The sequence below is a fragment of the Pectobacterium parvum genome, from assembly GCF_020971565.1.
Lineage (GTDB): Bacteria > Pseudomonadota > Gammaproteobacteria > Enterobacterales > Enterobacteriaceae > Pectobacterium > Pectobacterium polare.
In genome coordinates, this window is record NZ_CP087392.1 from 1,951,460 (window position 1) to 1,972,105 (window position 20,646).

General features: G+C 50.4%; 17 protein-coding genes and 1 tRNA gene. 7 read left to right on the top strand and 11 right to left on the bottom strand.

Annotated elements, in window-relative coordinates:
- Positions 1 to 275: 275 nt before the first annotated feature.
- From LOZ86_RS08780 to LOZ86_RS08790, 3 genes are all read right to left on the bottom strand, one after another.
- Positions 276 to 365 (bottom strand) — tRNA-Ser (locus LOZ86_RS08780).
- A gap of 216 nt (positions 366 to 581) precedes the next feature.
- Positions 582 to 1,220, bottom strand: coding sequence for an RpiB/LacA/LacB family sugar-phosphate isomerase (locus LOZ86_RS08785; RefSeq protein WP_010287191.1), 639 nt, complete (start codon positions 1,218 to 1,220; stop codon positions 582 to 584).
- Between the two features lie 216 nt (positions 1,221 to 1,436).
- Positions 1,437 to 3,470 carry a choline transporter gene (locus LOZ86_RS08790; protein WP_039480188.1) on the bottom strand — a complete coding sequence of 678 codons (2,034 nt, stop codon included), beginning with the start codon at positions 3,468 to 3,470 and terminating at the stop codon, positions 1,437 to 1,439.
- A gap of 352 nt (positions 3,471 to 3,822) precedes the next feature.
- On the opposite strand from LOZ86_RS08790, the gene betI reads away from it, so the two are divergent.
- From betI to LOZ86_RS08810, 4 genes are all read left to right on the top strand, one after another.
- Complete coding sequence (betI, locus tag LOZ86_RS08795; protein WP_039480190.1) at positions 3,823 to 4,410, top strand: transcriptional regulator BetI; 588 nt, start codon at positions 3,823 to 3,825, stop codon at positions 4,408 to 4,410.
- A 68-nt stretch (positions 4,411 to 4,478) separates the two neighbouring features.
- Positions 4,479 to 5,951 carry a betaine-aldehyde dehydrogenase gene (betB, locus tag LOZ86_RS08800; protein ID WP_039480192.1) on the top strand — a complete coding sequence of 491 codons (1,473 nt, stop codon included), beginning with the start codon at positions 4,479 to 4,481 and terminating at the stop codon, positions 5,949 to 5,951.
- A 19-nt stretch (positions 5,952 to 5,970) separates the two neighbouring features.
- Positions 5,971 to 7,650, top strand: coding sequence for a choline dehydrogenase (gene betA / locus LOZ86_RS08805; RefSeq protein ID WP_039480193.1), 1,680 nt, complete (start codon positions 5,971 to 5,973; stop codon positions 7,648 to 7,650).
- A gap of 158 nt (positions 7,651 to 7,808) precedes the next feature.
- Complete coding sequence (locus LOZ86_RS08810) at positions 7,809 to 8,462, top strand: tellurite resistance TerB family protein (RefSeq protein WP_080728024.1); 654 nt, start codon at positions 7,809 to 7,811, stop codon at positions 8,460 to 8,462.
- A 94-nt stretch (positions 8,463 to 8,556) separates the two neighbouring features.
- Here LOZ86_RS08810 and fabA read toward each other — a convergent pair whose 3' ends face one another.
- The gene (gene fabA, locus LOZ86_RS08815) at positions 8,557 to 9,075 is read right to left on the bottom strand and encodes a bifunctional 3-hydroxydecanoyl-ACP dehydratase/trans-2-decenoyl-ACP isomerase (protein WP_039480199.1); all 519 of its coding nucleotides are present in this window, start codon (positions 9,073 to 9,075) and stop codon (positions 8,557 to 8,559) included.
- A 91-nt stretch (positions 9,076 to 9,166) separates the two neighbouring features.
- Positions 9,167 to 10,936, bottom strand: a complete 1,770-nt coding sequence (locus tag LOZ86_RS08820; protein WP_039480200.1) for an AAA family ATPase — start codon at positions 10,934 to 10,936, stop codon at positions 9,167 to 9,169.
- A 166-nt stretch (positions 10,937 to 11,102) separates the two neighbouring features.
- On the opposite strand from LOZ86_RS08820, the gene matP reads away from it, so the two are divergent.
- Positions 11,103 to 11,561, top strand: coding sequence for a macrodomain Ter protein MatP (gene matP / locus LOZ86_RS08825; protein WP_039480203.1), 459 nt, complete (start codon positions 11,103 to 11,105; stop codon positions 11,559 to 11,561).
- A 152-nt stretch (positions 11,562 to 11,713) separates the two neighbouring features.
- On the opposite strand, the gene ompA is transcribed toward matP, so the two are convergent.
- A complete protein-coding gene (gene ompA, locus LOZ86_RS08830) occupies positions 11,714 to 12,814 on the bottom strand; it encodes a porin OmpA (RefSeq protein ID WP_039480205.1) in 1,101 nt (366 codons plus the stop codon).
- Between the two features lie 362 nt (positions 12,815 to 13,176).
- Positions 13,177 to 13,683, bottom strand: a complete 507-nt coding sequence (gene sulA, locus LOZ86_RS08835) for an SOS-induced cell division inhibitor SulA (RefSeq protein ID WP_230243085.1) — start codon at positions 13,681 to 13,683, stop codon at positions 13,177 to 13,179.
- 223 nt (positions 13,684 to 13,906) lie between these two features.
- Here sulA and LOZ86_RS08840 point away from each other — a divergent pair, with 223 nt between their 5' ends.
- Positions 13,907 to 14,527 carry a TfoX/Sxy family DNA transformation protein gene (locus LOZ86_RS08840; protein WP_039480210.1) on the top strand — a complete coding sequence of 207 codons (621 nt, stop codon included), beginning with the start codon at positions 13,907 to 13,909 and terminating at the stop codon, positions 14,525 to 14,527.
- 16 nt (positions 14,528 to 14,543) lie between these two features.
- Here the strand turns inward: LOZ86_RS08840 and yccS are convergent, their stop codons facing one another.
- Both yccS and LOZ86_RS08850 read right to left on the bottom strand, forming a co-directional pair.
- The gene (gene yccS / locus LOZ86_RS08845; protein WP_230243087.1) at positions 14,544 to 16,679 is read right to left on the bottom strand and encodes a YccS family putative transporter; all 2,136 of its coding nucleotides are present in this window, start codon (positions 16,677 to 16,679) and stop codon (positions 14,544 to 14,546) included.
- 20 nt (positions 16,680 to 16,699) lie between these two features.
- On the bottom strand, positions 16,700 to 17,146 hold the full coding sequence (locus LOZ86_RS08850; RefSeq protein WP_039480214.1) for a YccF domain-containing protein: 447 nt from the start codon (positions 17,144 to 17,146) through the stop codon (positions 16,700 to 16,702).
- A 196-nt stretch (positions 17,147 to 17,342) separates the two neighbouring features.
- On the opposite strand from LOZ86_RS08850, the gene helD reads away from it, so the two are divergent.
- On the top strand, positions 17,343 to 19,400 hold the full coding sequence (helD, locus tag LOZ86_RS08855; protein WP_039480217.1) for a DNA helicase IV: 2,058 nt from the start codon (positions 17,343 to 17,345) through the stop codon (positions 19,398 to 19,400).
- 77 nt (positions 19,401 to 19,477) lie between these two features.
- Here helD and LOZ86_RS08860 read toward each other — a convergent pair whose 3' ends face one another.
- The gene (locus tag LOZ86_RS08860; RefSeq protein ID WP_039480219.1) at positions 19,478 to 19,936 is read right to left on the bottom strand and encodes a methylglyoxal synthase; all 459 of its coding nucleotides are present in this window, start codon (positions 19,934 to 19,936) and stop codon (positions 19,478 to 19,480) included.
- 137 nt (positions 19,937 to 20,073) lie between these two features.
- Positions 20,074 to 20,598: a DUF2057 family protein gene (locus tag LOZ86_RS08865; protein WP_039480222.1), complete on the bottom strand. Its 525-nt coding sequence runs from the start codon at positions 20,596 to 20,598 to the stop codon at positions 20,074 to 20,076.
- Between the last annotated feature and the right edge of the window lie 48 nt (positions 20,599 to 20,646).

Genomic DNA, 20,646 nt, shown 5'->3' on the forward strand with positions numbered 1-20,646 from the left:
TATTTCTGCGCATCCAGCAGATCATGTTTTCCAGAAGTCGTTGTGGCGTTATCGAATCTATTGGAACATAAAAACTTTCCCTTCCACATCCTATGGAAACTTGCAACCAATAATATCATATTGAGAGAGTTTACCGGATAGTGATATTTTCAAAGAAAGTTGGTGCAGGAAAAAGCCAGTTTGATACTAAATTGTAAAAAAAAATCCGCCGAAGCGAACTTTTGTTCAGAAAAAATCCATATGTGATATTTAACATATCGACTTTGTCAAAAGTATGGCGGTGAGGAAGGGATTCGAACCCTTGATACGTTTTCACGTATACACACTTTCCAGGCGTGCTCCTTCAGCCTCTCGGACACCTCACCGGGGGTCGCCTACAAGGGGCAACGGGGGGCTACTATAGGGAGTCGCTTAGCTTCGGTCAAGCAGTATTTAGCGCGAACGGTGCGTATGGCTAAGCATTGAACGGTAACGGATAGTCGGCGTAACTGGGTCGTTAAAATGTAGACAAACTGCATGGGGAATTGGCATAAAAAAACCACAGACCGCAATGGCCTGTGGTTTTTTTCAGCTATTGACGATTATGCCAGCAGAGTTTTGATGTAGCTGGTCAGTGCTTCGTCTTTGCTGTTAGCGAAGAAGTATTCCTGGAATTTAGGACCAGCAATCGCACCTTTAACCAGATCCTGATCGAGGCCTTTCAGGATGGTGATCAGATCGTTGTAGGTCACTGCTTTTACAGCATCCAGGATTTTCTTGTTACGTTGTTGAGGAGCAACGCGATCGCTCGGATAGCCTCGGCCGCCTTCTTCTTTGAACAGCTGGGTAAACAGGTTTTCCAGGTTCAGTTCAGCGCCCCAGCCAAAACCTTTAGCGTAAGGAACGGATACAGCGTTGCCGTTGTTGATCTGAGAGAACAGGTAAGCATCAGATGGGTCAACAACCAGACCGCAGATTACGCCTGGGAAAGAGTTACAAGCCAGCATTGCGCCCTGGCCAGTACCACAACCGGTCACAACGAAATCAGCCGCGCCAGAGTTCAGCAGGATAGCTGCCAGAATACCGTTCTGGATGTAGGTCAGCTGCGCTGCATCTTCAACGGCGTATTGACCGTAGTTGTGTACAGTGTGGCCCAACGGTGCAACCGCTTTGGTCAGAGACTCGGCGATGATGGCGTTTTTGGCAGCTTGGCTGTTCTCGTTAATCAGTGCAATTTTCATGTTCGTTCCTTTTCTGTGACGGACAAATACATTTTTTAAAACTGTATTTCAATTTGTTGTGTGCAGTATACCGTTTCAAAAATAAAGCGCAAATCGTGGAAGCAAAGAATGCGGCACAGCCCATAAACTCAGGAAAAATACGATGCAAGAAAAAGGGAGAATAAAAGCATAACATATTGAAAATGGCGCTGTATTTCAGCGCCATAGGGGAGGAGGTTATGCGTCAGGGAAGGTCAGCGTATTGCCCGGAGCCTCTCGATTAAGATGAAGAAAATTCAGGTGTCGTTCGTACTGATCCAAAATGTCGTTAATCACCTGTTCTTTGCTGTAATCCATCAGGTCATTCCCCTGACTTCCTTCTAACAGGAAGGTTTCAAGGCGGTAATAATCTGATTTACCCGAGCGGGCGCGGTAGGTAAACGCCGGGACGCTATAGCGCTGTGGCCAAATTTGGTAAAGAAAGTTCTGTTCATCACCCAAATCAACCAACAGTTCGAGATGATTCAAGCGCTCATCTTCGACAGGCGGCAAGTCGTTGACTTCAACGCTGGCACCTCTCAGGCGCAGTTCGCGCGCGACGTCATCCATGGCGGCTTTACAAACGTTATCCAGCATTTTTTGCGTATGCGTTGTACCGGGGAAATTCATGACGCGTGAGATACGTTGTTTCCAGTTCAGACGATCGTCGCCTGATATTGGCATCGGGGCTGATGTTTGTAAGGAGCTGGCTTTACGGTAATCCTCAACCCGCAGTGATTTATATAACCCCGCCATAATAAAGAACATCACAAAGCTAAACGGTAATCCCATAATGACGGTGGTGTTCTGTAAGGCTGACACGCCGTTTGTCATCAGCATGCCCAACGTCAGCAGGCCAATGGCGACTGACCAGAAAATTCGCAGCCAGTTTGGCGCATCATTGTTGATATCGCCAAGGCGAGAGGTAAAGTTGCCCAGCACCAGTGAGCCGGAATCGGCAGAGGTGACATAAAACAGTAAGCCGGTGATGGTCGCGACAGAGGCGCTCAGGCTGAAGCCGGGGTACTGTGCCAGCAGGCTGTAGAATCCGCGCTCCGGGTGCTGCATGACTTCATTGGCAAAATCCAGATTACCGTGGAGCACCTGATAAAGCGCGCTGTTGCCAAAAATGGAGAGCCACAGCAGCGTAAAGACAAACGGAATGATCAACGTGCCGACGACGAACTGTCGAATCGTTCTGCCGCGTGAGATTCGCGCCAGAAACAGCCCGACAAACGGTGCCCATGCGACCCACCATGCCCAGAAGAACAACGTCCAGCTATTCATCCACTCTGTCGGGCGATCGAACGCAAAGCTGTTGAGCGTCATACCTGTAAAGCGATTGATGTAATCCCCGACGTTCAGCACCAATGCGTTTAGCAGAAACTCGGTATCACCCCAGAAAAGTAGAAAGAGAATCAAGCCCAGCGCGAGCAGGACGTTAAGCTCGGAGAGGAAACGAATACCGCGATTGACCCCGGACGTCACGGAAACAGTCGCCATGACGACGGAAAGCAGGATGAGCGAGGCCTGAACAGTGAGATTCTCTGGGATCTGTAACAGGACTTTCAGCCCGTAGTTAAGCTGAACGACGCCGATGCCCAGTGTGGTCGCGATACCGAAGATGGTTCCGAGTACGGCCGCGATATCAACGCTGTGGCCAATCGAGCCATTAATACGTTTACCAAAGATAGGGTACAGGGCAGAGCGAATCGTCAGCGGCAGATTATACCGGTAGCTGAAGTAGCCCAGAGCAATGCCCATCAGCGCGTACATTGACCAACCCGTTAACCCGTAGTGAAACAGCGTCCAGACCATGGCTTGCCGTGCCGCTTCTATCGTCTGGCCCTGTCCTTCCGGTGGCATCATGTATTGCGTGATCGGTTCCGCAACGGAAAAGAACATTAAATCGATACCAATCCCCGCCGCAAACAGCATGGCTGCCCAACTCATCAGGCTAAATTCAGGTTTCGACTGTTCTGGCCCGAGCTTGATCGATCCAAATCGAGATGACGCAATGAAGATGACGAAAACGATGTAAAGCGTGGCGGCTAGCAGGTAGTACCAACCAAATGTGGCAGAAACCCAGTTAAGCGCGTGGGTAATCCAGGCATTCGCTTCTTGGTTAAACAACATGGTCATCAGCGAGAAGGTCAGGATGAGTCCCGCTGATGTGTAGAACACGACAGGATTCAGGCGATCCTGTTGGGTGGTCGTTTCTGATGCTGGCATGGTTATCCCTTGCGTGACGTGAACAGATACTCTGATTCCTCTCTCCACGAAGCGCGCTTAGCGCATATAAAGAATATGGCGCAGGACATCCGCTGAGTACGCTTTCCGTTGAAGAGGGTCGTCAGAACAAAAAAGAAATTATTCTTTTTAAGGTGGAGTTATCGTCTGAGCTCACACCATTTTTCATGATAATTGATACGAATTTTTAACCTTTCGGCAATAAAAGATATTCATTTTTTATTGAACGTTCAATAAAAAAAAAGTTTAATAGGACAAATCGGAGCATGAATCACCGTCGTTTATCGTGATTCATCAGGCAAAAATGAAGGGAAGAAAATGAAGAGGAAGTGCGGTGCCTAAAGTCGGAATGCAGCCTATCAGACGGCAGCAACTCATCGAGGCGACGCTGGCCGCGATTAACGATGTGGGGATGCATGATGCCTCAGTCGTACAGATTGCCCGACGTGCGGGAGTGTCTAATGGGATCATCAGTCATTACTTCCGCGATAAAAATGGCTTGCTGGAAGCGACGATGCGCTATCTGATTAGTCATCTGGGGCTGGCGGTGAAATCAAGGTTGCTGAACTTGACAGAAAATACGCCTCGTGCACGTTTGCGGGCGATTGTTCAGGGGAATTTTGATGATAGCCAGACGAATAGTGCGGCGATGAAAACTTGGCTGGCGTTTTGGGCCAGTAGCCTGCATTCCCCCATGCTCCATCGGCTACAGCAGGTTAACGATAGGCGACTTTACTCCAACCTGTGTGTCGAATTCAGCCACTGTTTGCCGAAGCACAGCGCGCGCGTTGCAGCAAAAGGATTGGCAGGTCTGATCGATGGGCTGTGGCTGCGTGGTGCGCTAAGCCATGAGGCCTTCAACCGCGAAGAAGCACTGAGTATTACCTACGACTATATCGAACAGCAGCTCGTCCGCACGTAACCCTTCCTTATCATTTTTGCCTTTTCTGCCCGGACGTGCGTTCGGGCTGCCATCAGACAGGAGAATTTATGTCTCACTACGGTTTACAACAGCTTTATATCAACGGCGCTTATGTCGATAGCACGGGTGACGATACGTTTGAGGCGATTAACCCCGCGAATGGCGACATCATTGCCCACATTCAGTCTGCCACTACTGCTGATGTTGACCGTGCGGTCAGTGCAGCAACCGCAGGGCAGAAAGTATGGGCGGCGATGACGGCGATGGAGCGTTCGCGCATTTTACGTCGCGCCGTGGATATCCTGCGTGAGCGTAACGATGAACTCGCCTTGCTTGAAACGTACGATACTGGCAAGCCGCTCTCGGAAACCCGAACCGTCGATATCGTGACTGGTGCGGATGTTCTGGAATACTACGCGGGGCTGATTCCTATGCTGGAAGGTCAGCAGATCCCGCTGCGTGATACCTCATTCGCCTACACCCGTCGTGAACCGCTTGGCGTGGTCGCGGGTATTGGTGCCTGGAACTACCCCATTCAGATCGCATTGTGGAAATCCGCCCCTGCGCTGGCGGCAGGCAATGCAATGATCTTCAAACCCAGTGAAGTCACGTCGCTCACCGCGCTAAAACTGGCGGAAATCTATACCGAGGCTGGGCTACCGGCTGGCGTATTCAACGTGCTGACAGGAACGGGGAAATCCGTTGGTCAGGCATTAACCACGCATCCAGGTATTGCCAAAGTCTCTTTCACCGGTGGGATCGCCAGCGGGAAAACGGTAATGGCCAATGCCGCGGGCTCGACCCTGAAAGACGTCACGATGGAACTGGGCGGGAAATCGCCGCTGATCATTTTTGATGATGCCGATCTGGATAAGGCGGCGGATATCGCAATGATGGCGAATTTCTTCAGCTCAGGTCAGGTGTGCACCAACGGTACACGCGTCTTCATTCCGCAGGCATTGCAGGCGCAGTTTGAGGAAAAAATTCTGGCGCGCGTTCAGCGTATCCGGATTGGCGATCCGACTGACGAGCAGGTGAATTTTGGTCCGCTGGTCAGCTTCCCGCACAGAGAATCCGTATTGCGCTACATCGAAAGCGGAAAACGCGAAGGTGCTCGCGTGCTGGTGGGCGGCGAACCGATGACTGACGAGAAGTATGCGCAAGGTGCGTTCGTTGCCCCGACGGTGTTCACCGATTGCCAGGATGATATGAAGATTGTGCGAGAGGAAATCTTTGGCCCGGTCATGAGCATTCTGACATATCAGAATGAGGATGAGGTTATCCGCCGCGCCAATGAGAGTGAGTATGGGCTGGCGGCTGGCATCGTGACCTGCGATCTGAATCGGGCACATCGGGTGATTCATCAGCTCGACGCGGGGATTTGCTGGATCAACACCTGGGGTGAGTCTCCGGCTGAAATGCCTGTGGGCGGCTACAAACATTCGGGTGTCGGACGTGAAAACGGCATCACAACATTGGAACACTATACGCAAATTAAATCGGTACAGGTTGAACTGGGTGAATTCCGCTCGGTATTTTAAACGAAGGGGAGAAAGCCTAATGGAATATGATTACATCATTATCGGAGCCGGTTCCTCCGGCAACGTGCTGGCAACGCGTCTAACAGAAGAAAGCGACGTGAGCGTGCTGCTGCTTGAAGCGGGCGGCCCAGACTATCGGCTGGATTTTCGCACGCAAATGCCCGCCGCATTGGCTTTCCCATTGCAGGGAAAACGCTATAACTGGGCTTATGAAACCGACCCGGAACCTCACATGAATAATCGCCGCATGGAATGTGGCCGCGGCAAAGGGCTGGGCGGTTCATCGCTGATTAACGGCATGTGCTACATCCGTGGCAATGCGATGGATTTTGATAACTGGGCGACCATGCCGGGTCTGGAAGACTGGAGTTACCTTGACTGCCTGCCGTATTTCCGTAAAGCGGAAACGCGGGATGTGGGATCGAATGACTATCATGGCGCAAGCGGTCCTGTTTCGGTGACAACGCCGAAGATGGGAAACAACGAACTGTTTCACGCGATGGTTGAAGCGGGCGTACAGGCGGGATATCCGCGTACGGACGATCTTAACGGCTATCAGCAGGAAGGCTTTGGGCCGATGGACAGAACCGTCACGCCGAAGGGACGTCGCGCCAGTACCGCGAGAGGTTATTTGGATCAGGCGAAAAACCGTAAGAATCTGACCATCGTGACGCATGCCTTAACCGACAAGATTCTCTTCGACGGAAAACGTGCCATTGGCGTGGCTTACTTTAAAGGGGAAAGTGCGCAGACGGCGAAGGCACGCCGTGAGGTGCTGCTGTGTGCAGGCGCGATTGCTTCGCCGCAAATTCTGCAACGTTCCGGCGTGGGGCCGAAAGACTTGCTTCAGCGTCTTGATATTCCCGTGGTGCACGATTTGCCCGGTGTCGGTGAGAATTTGCAGGACCATCTGGAAATGTATTTGCAGTATGCTTGCAAAGAGCCGGTATCGTTGTATCCGGCGTTGCAGTGGTTTAATCAGCCAAAAATCGGCGCGGAATGGTTGTTCAACGGCACTGGTGTTGGGGCTAGCAACCAGTTCGAGGCGGGGGGCTTTATTCGCAGTCGGGATGAGTTTACCTGGCCGAATATTCAATATCACTTCTTGCCCGTTGCGATTAATTACAACGGCAGCAATGCGGTGAAAGAGCACGGATTTCAGGCGCACGTCGGCTCCATGCGTTCACTCAGCCGAGGGCGTGTGCAGGTGCAATCCAAAGACGCCCGCGAGCACCCGAGTATCTTGTTCAACTATATGTCGACGGATCAGGATTGGCAGGAATTTCGCGATGCGATCCGCATTACGCGTGAAATCATGGCGCAGCCCGCACTGGATAAATACCGTGGGCGAGAGATCAGCCCCGGGCTGGAAGTTCAGACTGATGAGGAACTGGACGAGTTTATCCGCAATCACGCCGAGACGGCATTCCATCCCTCCTGTTCCTGTAAGATGGGTGAGGATGAGATGGCGGTGGTTGATGGGCAAGGCCGAGTTCACGGTATGGAAGGGCTACGCGTAGTAGATGCCTCCATCATGCCGCAAATTATTACCGGTAATCTGAACGCGACAACCATCATGATTGCCGAGAGAATTGCCGACCGAATCCGCCGGCGTCAGCCGCTGCCGCGCAGCAAAGCACGCTACTATATTTCTGGAAATACCCCAGTGAGAAAAGCGCCGCTGAAGCCAGCCTCGTGATGTTTCCTACATAGTAGGATGGATCGCCAGATGGACCGTAGAGTAAGCGCGGTCCATACTTTTCATTGCTATACACAATCTGACAAACAAACGCCTTCCGCACCATTACTATGAGTGACATCGCCATCAGTGATGTCACTTTTCCTTGAGGAATGAAAATGAATAATTGGCTGCAACAGATTCAGGGCTTATTGGGTTCCGTTAGCAAGCAGGGGAATCAGCATCAAGGGGGAAAAAACGGCAATTTGGGCGACATGCTGAAGCCTGCTGCGCTGGGTGGTTTGGCGGGTGTGCTGTTATCGAATAAATCCACGCGGAAAATCATGGGTTCATTGGGTAAAAATGCGTTGATCATTGGCGGTAGTGCAGCGGCGGGTGTGGTGTTGTGGAACCAGTATAAAAAACGCGTTCGCGACACGCATCAGGACGATCCGCAGTTTGGCACCCAGTCCTCTGGCGACACTATTCGTGCCCGCCGTCTGATTCAGGCTCTGGTTTTTGCTGCTAAGAGTGACGGCCATATTGATGCAACCGAGAAACAGCGTATTGATGAAAATATCCAGCAACTGCAACTGGGCAGTGAAGCGCACCGCTGGGTACAGGAAGCTATAGAACAACCGCTTGACCCGATTTTGCTGGCGAAAGATGTGAAGAATGAGGAAGAGGCGCTTGAGGTTTACTTCCTGAGCTGCGCGGTCATTGATGTCGATCACTTCATGGAGAAAAGCTATCTGGATGCATTAGCGACCGAATTGAAGATACCGCAAGACGTACGGCAGTCGATCACTAATGAACTGAAAAGTCCATCATGATAGGGCGAGTGGTTTAAGCTGTGGTGAGATAACATCGGATAAATAAACGGATAACGCGGGCGAAAAGGTTTTCGCCCGCAGTGCTATCTGATACTTAGAAAGCGCTGGTGTCTTTGAACAGACCCACTTTCAGTTCGTCAGCGGTATAGATTTGATGACCGTCAACCCACACTTCACCATCAGCAATACCCATCACCAAACGGCGATTGATCACGCGTTTGAAGTGAATGCGATAAGTCACTTTTTTCGCTGTCGGCAGCACTTGTCCGGTGAACTTAACTTCGCCCACGCCGAGCGCGCGGCCTTTGCCTTCGCCACCCAACCAGCCCAGATAAAATCCGACTAATTGCCACATCGCATCCAGACCGAGACAACCTGGCATCACCGGATCGCCGATGAAATGGCAGCCGAAGAACCACAGGTCAGGCGTGATATCCAATTCGGCTTCCACATAGCCTTTGCCATACTTACCGCCGTCTTCCGTCATTTTAACGACGCGGTCCATCATGAGCATGTTAGGGGCAGGCAACTGAGGGCCTTGCGGGCCGAACAGTTCACCACGACTGGAGGCAAGGAGGTCTTCTTTTGTATAGGATTCGCGTTTATCTACCATGGTCTCTGTAAGCCTTGTTTTAATGAAGCACGCAGGTTAGCGTACACCTGTACGCTGGGCAAGTCTGTTGCGTCTGGTTGAACCAGTTGGTTTAACGGAAAAACCAAGGGAAACGTCTACGTTCTTGCGGTGTAAGTTGCCCAATTCGCTCACGAATGGCGGACAGCAGGTTTGGCTGCTGTTCATCGTAATAAGCGAAATTGGTCAATAATGACAACGCTTCCGGCGCAGTTTCTACCGGGAATAAATGGAATTTCCCTTCGCGTACCGCTTCAACGACATCTTCCTGTAAACAGAGATGGCGTAAATTAGCCGCAGGTAAAATCACGCCCTGTGTTCCCGTCAATCCACGACGCTGGCAGACCTCAAAGAAACCTTCAATTTTCTCATTCACGCCGCCAATGGGTTGCACGTGACCAAATTGATCGACGGATCCGGTCACCGCGAACTGCTGATTGATTGGCCGCAAGGAGAGGGCGCTAACCAGCGCGCACAGCTCTGCCAGTGAGGCGCTGTCGCCATCAACTTCGCTGTACGATTGTTCGAAGACCATGGAAGCCGAGAAAGGCAGTTGCTGATCAAGCTCCAGTTCCGTAATCAGGAACGCCTGCATGATCATCATACCCTTGGCGTGTAAATTGCCAGCCAGTTCGGCTTTGCGTTCAACGTCGGTGAATTCACCGTCGCCAGCGTGAACCACGCAGCTGATACGCGTCGGCTCGCCAAAGGCAACGGGATAGCCTGGAAATTCCAATACGGAAAGCCCGTTAATCTGGCCGACGACTTCGCCTTCCGTTTCGATCAGGATCTGGCCTAATTCTATTTCATCCTGCATACGTTCACGAAGGTAGCCTTCACGCCATTGGCGAGCAGCAACGGCGTCAACCAGCGCCTGCTCCGTGATCTGACCATCTCTGGCGTACAGAGACGCATATTTTAACTGGCCGATTAGCCAGCGCGGACATAATGGCAAATTGCCCTGATCGCCGCTGTAGCGTACTGCAATGTTGACCAATGCCGGCCAGGCATCTGCGTCCAGCAGCGGCAGTTGATTTTCGCTGCACAGTGCATTGATGTAGGTACACCAGTGCGCCATATCATCCGTTTCAATCAGCTGTAATTGCGCTTCGAACTCGCCGTAAATAGCGTGTTCGCCTAATTCCGGTTCCATATCATGAATATCTGCCAGACTTTCGCGGTCACCGAGAATAATCAGGCGAATATCAAGCGGCATCGGTGGCACATCAACAGGAAGCGGCTTGCGCTCGTCTGGTGACTGCCAACGATAGATGCCTTCAGCCATAATCTGCTTCAGACGCAGCCACATCAGGGGCTGAGCCAGCAGTGCTCTGGCTGACAGGATCAACGTACCGCCATTAACCTGATGAATCAGCCCTGGGTGCAGCGTGATTTCATCGTGAAAACTGCGTACGCAGCCGAAGAGCTGTTCAGATTCAATCCATTCCTGATAGCCACAGAGCTGCTGTGCGGCAAAGTTGTCCGCAGGCTGTGTGGCGGGCTCGACCCGGATATGACGACCCTCAATGATATATTTACTGCCATGTATCGCCCCGGAGTCTGGCCTGATGGCGCTCAGCGCACGGGCGATCAATGACATATATTCATCATTCTCTTGCGCTTTCAACAGCATAAAGCGCGAAGGAGATCGAGGGTGGCAAAAGAGCGTCAGGCTGTCTGCCAGACGCGACTGAATAGCGGAGAATTCAGCAGGAGCAAGTTGAGCTGCCTGAGTGAATAGCGTTTGATAAGGCGCATTATTAGGCAGTAAATGCTGCCATGAGAGTCGGTTACTGGTCAAAGTATCAATGTAATCGTCTGAAGGAAAAGCGTGATTATACAAGAATAATGCGCACTTCGCATAAGGAGAGTCATCTCTCCGTCATCTTTCATATATTGAGGCTTAGACTGCGTTTGGTTAATCGTCTTAAAAGCTGCCAGAAAGCGGTCAAAATCAGGGAAAACTGTTATGCTGAAAGTCACGTTACGTGGTCACTGAAGAATTTAATATGAAATATCAACAACTAGAAAATCTTGAGTGCGGGTGGAAATGGAAATACTTGGTGAAGAAGCATCGGGAGGGAGAAGAGATTACGTGTTTTCTCGAGCAAAGCGCTGCGGATGACGCGGTACAGGCGTTGCTTAAAATGGAAAATCAGCCGGTTAAAGTACTGGAGTGGATTGCGAAATGCATGAATCCCACCTTAGAAAACCGGATGAAGCAAACGATTCGTGCACGGCGTAAACGTCATTTCAACGCAGAGCACCAGCATACACGCAAGAAATCGATCGATCTGGAATATCTGGTCTGGCAGCGCCTTGCTGCTCTCGCTCAGAGACGCGGAGTGACCTTATCAGAAACGATTGTGCAGTTAATCGAAGATGCTGAGCACAAAGAAAAATATGCCAGCCAGATGTCGCTGCTTAAACAGGATCTTAAAGCCATTTTAAATAAAGACGAGACGTGATCGGTTTTTTGTCATTTATCGCGCTAACAAGCGCGCATAAAAAACTCAGGGAACGTTTTTCAACGTTGCATAGCAATGGCCCACAGGGTGACGGGCAAGAATATCAGTTATAAAAAAACCTCGCCGGAGCGAGGTTTTTTTTCGTTAATAACTTAAGCCTGAGGCTGAGTTACAACGTCTTTGATGCCTTTAACTTCGATCTCTACGCGACGATCCGGTGCCAGGCAGTCGATCAGCGCAGCACGAGGTTTCACGTTGTCACAGGTAGAACCCGTAACTGGTTGAGATTTACCCAGACCACGAGCAGAGACTTTGTTCGCAGGGATACCTTTAGAAACCAGGTAATCAACTACGCTCTGTGCACGTTTTTCAGACAGGCCTTGGTTGTATTGCTCTGAACCTAAACGGTCAGTGAAGCCCAGAACAACAACGGAACCGTCTTTCGGATCCAGAGAGCTCAGCTGGGTGTACAGTTGATCCAGTGATTGCTGGCCTTCTGCTTTCAGCGTTGCTTTGTTGAAGTTGAACAGGACGTCAGATTTCAGTGTGAAACGCTTGGTTTCAACAACTGGAGCTGGAGCTGGGGTCGGAGCCGGAGCAACAACTGGTGCTACGCGGTCATCCTGGCCGAAACGGTAAGACAGGCCAACGCTCATCAGCAGGTTGTCTGGACGGGCACCAACGGTACCAGCATCACCAATGTTGCTTACCCATTGGTAGTCAACACGAGTAGCCCAGTTTTTGTCGATAGCGTATTCAACACCGATTGCAGCCAGCGGAGAAACGCCAGTGTCGTCGTTGTTGATGTCAGCTCTTGTACCAGTGTTTACTGACGTAGCTGCATGGCTGTCAGCGCGCCATACCATACCGCCCAGACGAGTATAAACGTCCAGATCAGGCATAACAGGGTAGCTCAGTTTGGCAGCCAGTTGGATGCCCTGTGCTTTGAAGCTTGCGCTGTCTGCTGGGTTAGCAGTAGAACCTGCATACTTCATGCGGCCCAACCAATCGTAGCCCATTTCAAAGCCCAGGTACGGGTTGGCTTGATAACCAACAAATGCACCAGCGCCTAACTTGCTTTTGATCGGGTTGTTGTTGATACCGGTGTAACCATTGCCGTAGAAACCAGTATCATGGAATTGAGACACACCCAGTTTACCACCGGTGTACCAGGTATTGTCTTTAGGAGCTGCTTGCGCGACGGTCGCGAAGCTAGCCAGTGCCACTGCAACTGCGATAGCTGTTTTTTTCATTTTACGCCTCATTATCATCCAAATCGGCAATTAACCCGGAGGGCTAATAAACCTTTGGTTAAAATCCTTTGGTCGGAGACTTTGCCCTTATTTATGACTCACTGTCAGTCAACTGACGTTATAAAAGAGCAACTCCAGCGAGTTAAAGTCTACAACGTGATGAGAAAGTTACAAGTATGATGTGATTTACGTCATAAGAAAATCGCACGATTCATACATACTTGCTAACAAATAGTAGATGCTTTTGACAGATCTTACGTCTTTTAGCTGTATTAAATATACCCAAAAATCCCGCAGAATACCGCTCTGCGGCGATCGACAAGACATATAACCTTAAGAGGCTGAGAAAATTCTTAATTTACTTAATGATACAATGTCGAATGAATTTTAAGGCTAGGAAACAGTCTATAGGCGTCACCGCCAGCACTTTCTGGCCGCATAATAAAGCCATACGTATTACCTGCCTGTGCGGCGTGCTGCAACCGAAGCTTCTCTTCTTCCGTCAATTCGTGCGGTAACCAGCATAAAACAGCGCTGTAATTCCCTGTCAGCAAGGCTCTTTCCATTGCATCAACTGTAAACAGCGGATTGATGTGGTGGAGTTGTACCATTTTATCCAGCGGGAGCCCAGATTGCTGTACCCAAGGGCGGCTCAATTTTTGCTGAGGGGAAAGCCATAACAGCCACCGAGACTGCGTGCCTAGCTGCTGTAAGAGCGGTAATAACAGATGTGTGACTATGGGCTGATCGGCGTTGTACACGATTTCGCTGATAATTCCACCTGTGGCAACCGAGGGCACCGCAGCGTGTTGATTTGCAGAAAACGATGATGGCTCGATGTTGTGAGAGCGGATTGATTGCGTACGCATAATGAGTTCTACCCATAGTGTCACTGTATAAACATACAGTATATGCTGTGTGCGTGAAAATCAACCTGATTTTTTGAAAGCGCTTCGCATATTCCTTATGCAAGAGACAGTAAACACATTTACTGTTTGAAGCCGCATCGGGGCTGTGGTTAATTATTTGTTCCTGCTACAGATATTTTTAATTGTTCAGGAAGAGATCATTTCAATACTAAGGATTATGGCAATGAAGCAATTATGCAAAAAAAGGATTTTGCAATCTCAGCAGTCTTTTTCATCTTTGGGGGACATCACTTCGCGTTCCCAATTTGGTGGCTACAGCATCGCAGCAAATAAAACGATTTTTGGACTGGTATCGGAAGGGGAGCTTTATCTTCGCGCCAGTAAGAAGGATGAAAAATATTTTCAACAGCGTGATATGCCTAATCTGATTTATACCAAGCGCGGCATGCCTGTTCCTTTGAATTACTTTCTTGTCGATGAGGCATTATGGCAAGAATCTGAGCAGCTACTATATTTCGCCCATCTGGCGCTGGGAGGCGCGCAGTATGATCAAGCAGTCAGAAGTGCCAACGGGCGGTTAAAGGATCTCCCGAATCTTAACCATGATATCGAACGGCTGCTGTGGAAAGCGGGGATCAAGAATGTCGATGAGTTACAGCATTTCGGTGCCAAAAACAGCTATCTCAAGCTGCGGAAGGTTCGCGCTAATCTGAGTGTGAATGTACTATTGGCACTTGCTGGTGCAATTTGTGGTACGCATCAGGCGGCACTCCCTCGCGGTATCCGCAATGAACTGTTGGAATGGTATAAAAACAACGCCGTCTCCAAAGGGCCAAAGCACTAAGAGATACGTCATATTTTTACTGTGCCATCATGTCATTTTTTAGCTGTACGAGTTCAGGTAAGAGACCGATCAGCAGGCCGATTTGCTGAATAATTAATGATTCTTTACTGTCTGACTCGGGTGAAAGGGATTGAAGGCTGGCGGTAATAGTTTTCAATCCCTGATTGATACGCAAACTTTCTTCTTCGCTGCAGTGTAGCGCATCATCAACATGACAAACGGCATCATCCAGCAATTGCAGCGTTTCCGTTGAGGTAATTTTCCCGCGATGTGCGCCGAGCGTCGAAATATAGCTTAGTAACGTATGATTCAGGCACATGAAGCGGAATGCGCTGTCCAGCTTACTTCTGGTTGCATGAGGTTCTGAAGACATATTCGACACAACGGATGCCAGTTCGGCATCGCAGTTATGCGCATCGCGGCGGGCAATGCGATAAGGCAGGCTATTATCTTTCCCCTGATAATATTGAACCATGATCGCATCAAGATAACGGCAGTTGGCGTCCAATGTCTTATTGATGACGGTTGGCAGACCGCGAAAACGCCAGTCCGGCCAGATAAAACTGACAGCAGCCCATGCGATGGCACACCCGAGTAGCGTATCGATAATGCGTGGCACCGCAACGTCAAAGCCTTCACCCAACAGGTTGAAACAGAGCAGGACAAGCAGCGTAATAAACATGGTCGCGTGGGCGTACTGCACGTTGCGAAAGGCGAAAAATAGTACGCCACTAATAACGATCAGCGTTAGCTGTCCTTCCAGCGAAGGAACGAAATACAGGATGGGCAAGCCGAGCAAAATACCGGTCAATGTCCCGATAATTCTCAACGTCAGCCGACGCCGAGTGGCGTTATAGTTGGGCTGACAAACAAACAGGCTGGTGAGCAAAATCCAATAACCGTGTTGCAAGCCTGTGACCTGAATCAACGCGTAGCCGCTACAGAGCAGCACGGACATACGGATGGCATGACGAAACAGTGCTGACTGCGGTGTCAGGTGGCGGCTAATGCGTAAGCAGATGTCACTCCAGCCCGTGATTTTGTCATCTGCCAGCGTGTTTTCTGGGTTGTTTTCTTGCTCAATAGCCTGTTCGGATTCGATAGTCGCCAACTGGGCATCAATGGCGCGTAAGTTATTTAAGAGATAGGTGAGCGCTTTGATTTGTGCAGCGTCTGCCATGTTGTTGGCCGCTATACGCGCAATAGCAGATTCGAGATGCACGAAAGCCCGCTCAATGCGGCTGTCATGCTGATATTTTTGGTGCAGCAGGATAGATTGCGACAACTGCTGACAGGCTTTGGCCTGCATACTCAGCAGGCGTTGAAAGCGAAATAGGACGTCGCTATAACGCAGTTTCTCACGCAATTGCGGATAGTAAACATGCGATGAGCTTGCTCGTTCGTGAATATCCTGCGCGACGAAATAGTAGTGCAGTGTTTGACGCGTTCCGCGCTGGCCGCGATCGCCACGCAGACGCGTTAACAGCGATGACTTGGTCTGATTGAGCGTCGCAACCAATTGGCTGTTTGCCATCGCGACGTCAATCAAGGGCTTGTCGGTTTCTTCTTCAATATCAGGATCGAAGAGGTTGGCTTTGGCATCCAGATAGCGGGCCAACTGTTGATAACACTGCGCGAGGTTGTCCTGCAACGGGCGGATGGGAAAGATCAGATGGCCGAATAGCGTCAGCAGATTGTACCAGGAGGCCCCGATCAACAGCATGATGGGCTGCTGATACCAGTTGTCGTAAAGGGATATGCCCAGCATGGTGTAAATCGTGATCAGCAGTGCGCCGAAAGCGATGGTTGCATAGCGTTGCCCTAACGCGCCGAGCAAAATAAAACCGCAGGTCGACACCGCCAGACCGAGGCCAAACAGCCAAGGGTGGGGGAAAAGCAGTTCGATCGAAACGGAAGCGATAAAAAAACAGGCTAGCGTAATGAACAAATTACGCAGACGCCCGGTGAGGCGGTCGTCAAGGTCAGTGAGGGCTGCCGCGACGACGCCAAGCGTGACGGGGATTGTCGATGTTGGCTGACCCAGCCACCAGGGAACTGCCGCCGCCCCACTCAGTGCAATGAGGATGCGAATGGTATACAGCCAACTGCTGTTATACACATAGCGGCGAATTCCCGGGGCGAAGGTGAGCAACGTAATATCCTTAGATGCCGTTAGCGAAAGTGGCGGCGGGCATTGTTTTCCCTTGCTGCCTGTGCCAGTTCGACGGAAACCACGCGACGCCCGACTGGCCACAGCGCGATGGCAGCAATTTTAAAATTGGCGATGCCAACAGGAATGCCAATGATCGTAATGCACTGTGCGATGCCTGTAATGATGTGCGACAGGCAAAGCCACCAGCCAAAGAAAATGAACCAGAAGATATTCAGCAGCGATCCGCCAGCGCTGAGGATCGTGCTCTTGTCATCTGGGCGTAGCTCATCAACATGGATAGCCTCATTACCATAAGGCAAGAGCGACAGCTTGGTGATTTCCCAGCATGAGCGTGTTAGCGGTAAGGTAAAAATCAGCAGCACGCTGACAACTGTCGCCAGAAGCCAGGCTAACGTGGTGAAAAAACCACCTAATACGAAATTAAGGATGTTCAACACAGTACGCATAGTTTCTCCTGCACTTGTAAGGTAACCAGATAACGTCCCAAATTCGCTGATGGTAAAAGAATTATCACATTAAGCATCAGGATATCCTAACCTGTTTTTAAGGCTAGAGCGTGAAGTCCGATAACGGGTAAACTAGAGTCAGATAAACGACAAGAAATGGACGAATATCCTCTCACATAGTCATGGCGCGAACATCATGGAACTGAAATCTACCTCGTTAGGTAAACATCTGGCCCAGCATCCTTACAACCGGGTGCGGTTACTGAATGCCGGTGTCGAAGTGAGTGGCGATAAACATCAATATCTGGTCCCCTTTAATCAGTTGCTGAGTATTCACTGTAAAAGAGGGCTGGTGTGGGGAGAGCTGGAATTTGAATTGCCAGCCGGAAAAGTGGTGCGTCTGCATGGAACAGAGTGGCAGGAAACGCAGGCTTTTTACCGCCATCTTCTTAAATCCTGGCTCGACTGGAGCGAGGAGATGAGCCTGATCAGCGCTGAAGTTTTGCAGCGCCAAACGGACAATATTCAAACGCTGACGCAGCAGGATAAATGGTTTAGCCGTCAGGCTCTGGTCACGTTGCAGAATGCCATTCGTGATTCGCTGGGGGCTTTGCCTCTGCCTGTTTCTCGCCTTGAAACTTTTGATAATTGCCGTGATAACTACCAGCATTGCTTGCGCTGGCTTGAGCAGGGCGATGAGATGCGCACTGCGGCGAATCAGGCATGGATGGATCGCACGCTGGCGGCAGAGCAGCCTTTCTTTGAAACGGTGGAGAGTTCGCCATTAAATGTGTCGCAGAGTAAAGCGGTGATCAATGGCGAAGAAGGTGTACTGGTACTGGCGGGTGCCGGCAGTGGAAAGACCTCTGTGCTGGTGGCTCGAGCGGCGTGGTTAATGCATCGACAAGAGGCCACGCCCGATCAGATTTTGCTGCTGGCATTTGGTCGTAAAGCGGCAGAAGAGATGAACGAGCGCATCTGGGAGCGGCTCAACACGGATGAAATTCAGGCTAAGACGTTCCATGCGTTGGCATTGCACATTATTCAGCAGGCTAGCCGCAAGGTCCCGATGATAAGCCAACTGGAAAGTGATACAAAACAGCGTCGCGAACTGCTGATTTCTCACTGGCAGCAGCAGTGTGCAGAGAAAAAAACGCAGGCTAACGGGTGGCGACGCTGGTTAACGGAAGAGTTGGAATGGGATGTACCAGAAGGCGATTTCTGGAACGATCCGAAGCTGGCGGGGCGGTTGGCCGGGCGACTTGAGCGCTGGTTAGGGTTGATGCGTATGCACGGCGGCAGCCAGAGCGAAATGGTTGAGCAGGCGCCAGAATCTATTCGGACAGAGTTTCAGCAACGAATTCGCCTGATGGCACCGTTATTGAAAGCCTGGAAAAAAGCGCTTAAGGATGAGAATGCCGTCGACTTCTCCGGCCTCATCCATCAGGCCGTGAACTTGCTGGATAAAGGGCGTTTTGTCAGCCCCTGGAAGCACATTCTGGTGGACGAATTTCAGGATATTTCGCCACAGCGTGCAAGCTTGCTTGCAGCACTGCGTCGACAAAATAGCCGCACCTGCCTTTTTGCCGTCGGGGATGACTGGCAGGCAATTTACCGTTTTAGCGGTGCTGAGCTGGCGTTGACGACAGCATTTGAACAGCATTTCGGCGTGGGTGAGCAGTGCGCGCTGGATACCACCTATCGCTTTAATGAACGCATTGGTGAAATTGCGAATACGTTCATACAGCAAAATCCGTATCAGCTGAAGAAATCGCTTAATAGCCTGAGCAAAGGGGATAAAAAAGCGGTGACGATTCTGCCTCAGGATCAGCTTGAACCACTTCTGGATAAACTGAGCGGCTTTGTGAAAGCGGATGAGCGCATTCTTGTGCTTGCGCGTTATCACCATTTACGCCCGGCGATTTTGGAGAAGGCGGCAACTAAATGGCCGAATTTGCAGATTGATTTCATGACGGTGCATGCCAGTAAAGGGCAGCAGGCGGAATATGTCATTATCGTGGGTATGCATGAAGGAAAAGATGGCTTCCCGGCCCCGGCAAGAGAGTCTGTGATTGAGGCGGTGCTGTTACCTGAACCGGAGGATTTCCCCGATGCGGAAGAGCGGCGTTTGCTCTATGTGGCGTTGACGAGAGCGAAACATCGCGTCTGGTTGCTACAGGATGTGGCGAATCCATCGGTGTTTATTGAACATCTTCATCGTTTAGGTGTATCGACGCAGCGTAAGCTGGGATAACGAAAAGAGAGAAGTAGAACAGAAGAGACCAGCGTCGACGGTGTAGTACGCCGCTGGTCCAGTATGATGTACGGATATTATTTCAGTCGATCTTGCAGGTAGCGCTGATAATCAGGAATGGCGATTTGAACCTGCTCGTTAAATAGCGCTGAGTTAATCAGGAAATCCGCCGTTGCCCGGTTGGTAGCAACAGGAATGTTCCAAACCGTAGCCAGTCTCAGCAGCGCCTTCACATCGGGATCGTGGGGCACGGCATTAAGCGGATCCCAAAAGAAGATCATCAAATCGATTTTCCCTTCGGAAATGAGTGCGCCAACCTGCTGGTCACCCCCCATCGGTCCACTTAGCATGCTTTTTACAGGCAGACCCGTGTTCAACTGAATCAGGTTACCGGTGGTTCCGGTAGCGTAAAGCGTGTGCTCTGTGAGCTGTTGTTTATTCGTACCAACCCAATCCAGCAAAGATTGTTTACAGTGGTCGTGTGCGACCAGCGCGATATGTTTTTGCGCAGGGATGGTACGGGTGGTGAACTCCATGGTTACGTCCTTCAATCTGGTGTAGTAAAGCTGACGCTAGGGTACAGACAGATTACGGAAACGTAGTTTCAGTGCAAAGAGATAAAAGCATGAAAAGGCGAACGGGTATCAAAAATCAGATGTGACTGCGCGTAAAATCACCAGCTTACGGATTCATTCAGTGCGGTCGCAAAGCCCGCAACCGAAGCCCCTTTTGCCGCCGCGTTGTACTCTGACATTTTTCGCTCTATATCGAGTAGCTCATTGTCTGTGATCACAAACGCATCGGTACGCACGGGGATTGTCTGATTTTTTTCATCAAGCAATTGATATTGAGGCTGGTCGGTAAAGTTCTTGCGATCCTGAAGGGTTTGCAGCGGGGGGAGCTTAAATGACACCGATGCCACTTTTTCCGTGTTAAAGGTCGCAATAAATGTTGAAGGGAAATAGGTCTCTGGTGCACCGGTCTGTGTATCGACAGTATCGACAACTTTGAACAAAATCTGGTGTTGCCCACTGCCAAGTTCGAGGCTATCGGCACCTTTCAGCAACGAGCCTGACATCTTTTGCCCGTCAACCATAAGGAGATCGATTTTCTGATCTAATTTCAACGTTGTTGCCGCCATTGCAGAGGTACTTAAACCTGCAATAAAAAGGCAGACAGTGATGAAGCCGAATTTCATAATTTTCCCAGATGGCACGTAATCCGAGTATTGTTGAGGAATTGTCTG